The sequence below is a fragment of the Streptomyces sp. SID11385 genome, from assembly GCF_010548245.1.
GTDB lineage: Bacteria > Actinomycetota > Actinomycetes > Streptomycetales > Streptomycetaceae > Streptomyces.
The window spans coordinates 1-1,268 of sequence record NZ_JAAGLR010000607.1 but is presented as its reverse complement, the minus strand read 5'-3'; the positions used below and the strand labels follow the sequence as shown (position 1 = coordinate 1,268).

General features: G+C 77.2%; 2 protein-coding genes. Both read left to right on the top strand.

The genetic code is table 11. The features are described 5' to 3' along the window. The coding region (locus G3I42_RS18595; RefSeq protein WP_164287392.1) for an ADP-ribosylglycohydrolase family protein at positions 1-592 on the top strand (592 nt) is incomplete at its 5' end. Then, positions 589-1,268, top strand: a 680-nt coding sequence (locus tag G3I42_RS18590) for a ribokinase (RefSeq protein WP_164287390.1), incomplete at its 3' end; no start/stop codon positions are given. The genes G3I42_RS18595 and G3I42_RS18590, both read left to right, overlap by 4 nt.

The window sequence follows — 1,268 nt, the reverse complement described above, 5'->3', positions numbered from 1 at the left end:
CGCGCACCACTGCCTCGCGACGGGCCTGCGCGTCGTGCCCGCCCGCTCGCGCCTGGCCCGCGCGGTCCGCGAGGCGGTCGCCCTCGCCCGTACCCACGAGGACTTCGCGACCGTCGTGGACGCGCTGCACGCCGCCCACCGGGGCACGCACTGGGTGCACGTCGTGCCGAACGCGGCGCTGCTCGCCGCCGCGCTCACCCACGCGGCGCTCGCGGTGGAGGCGGGCGCGGAGGAGGACTTCTTCACCGCCGCCGTGACCCGTACCGTCTCCGGCGGCTGGGACACGGATTCGAACGGAGCGACGGCCGGGTCCGTCGCAGGAGTGCTCCACGGGGTCCCCGGGGTGTGGACCGCTCCCCTGGGGAACCGATTGAGGACAGCGGTCAAGGGGAGCTGGAACGATCCCGGCGGGACCGGCGCGGACTACGGCACGCTCGCCCGGCTCACGACGGAACTCGCCCTCGCCCCCGGGGCCGCGCACGACCAGACCGCACCTCGCTCCGCCGCCCGGGAGCGCGTCCTCGTACGGGACGTGCCCGCCACGGACGGCGAGGCGCCGCCCCCGACCGCCACCAGGAGCCCCACGCCATGAGCCACATCGTGGTCCTCGGCAGCACGAACATGGATCTCGTCGCCCACGTCGCCCGCGCCCCCGAGCGCGGGGAGACCGTCACCGGGCACAGTTTCCGCACCCATCCCGGCGGCAAGGGCGCCAACCAGGCCGTCGCCGCCGCGCGCGCGGGCGGGACCGTCGCGATGATCGGCGCCGTCGGCGAGGACGCCTTGGGCACCCGGCTGCGGCAGGAACTCGCCGACGCCGGGGTGGACACCGAACTGCTCCGCCTCGTCCCCGGCCCGAGCGGCACCGCGCACATCGTCGTGGACGACGCCGGGGGCAACGCGATCGTCGTCGTCCCGGGCGCCAACGCGAGCCTCACCGGGCTCGTGCCCGGCGACGAGCACCTGATCGCCGGGGCCGACACGCTGCTGCTGCAACTGGAGATCCCGCTCGGCACGGTCCTCGCGGGCGCCGAGGCCGGGCGACGCCACGGCGTGCGCACGGTCCTCACCCCCGCGCCCGCGCAGACCCTGCCCCCGGGGCTCCTCGCCGCGACCGACCTCCTCGTCCCCAACGAGCACGAGGCCGCCGCGCTGACCGGGAGCCGCGACCCGGCCGAGGCCGCGCGGGTGCTGCTCGACCGCGTGCCCGAGGTCGTCGTGACGCTCGGCGCGCGCGGCTGCCTGTACGCGGCGCGGGGCGCGGCGCA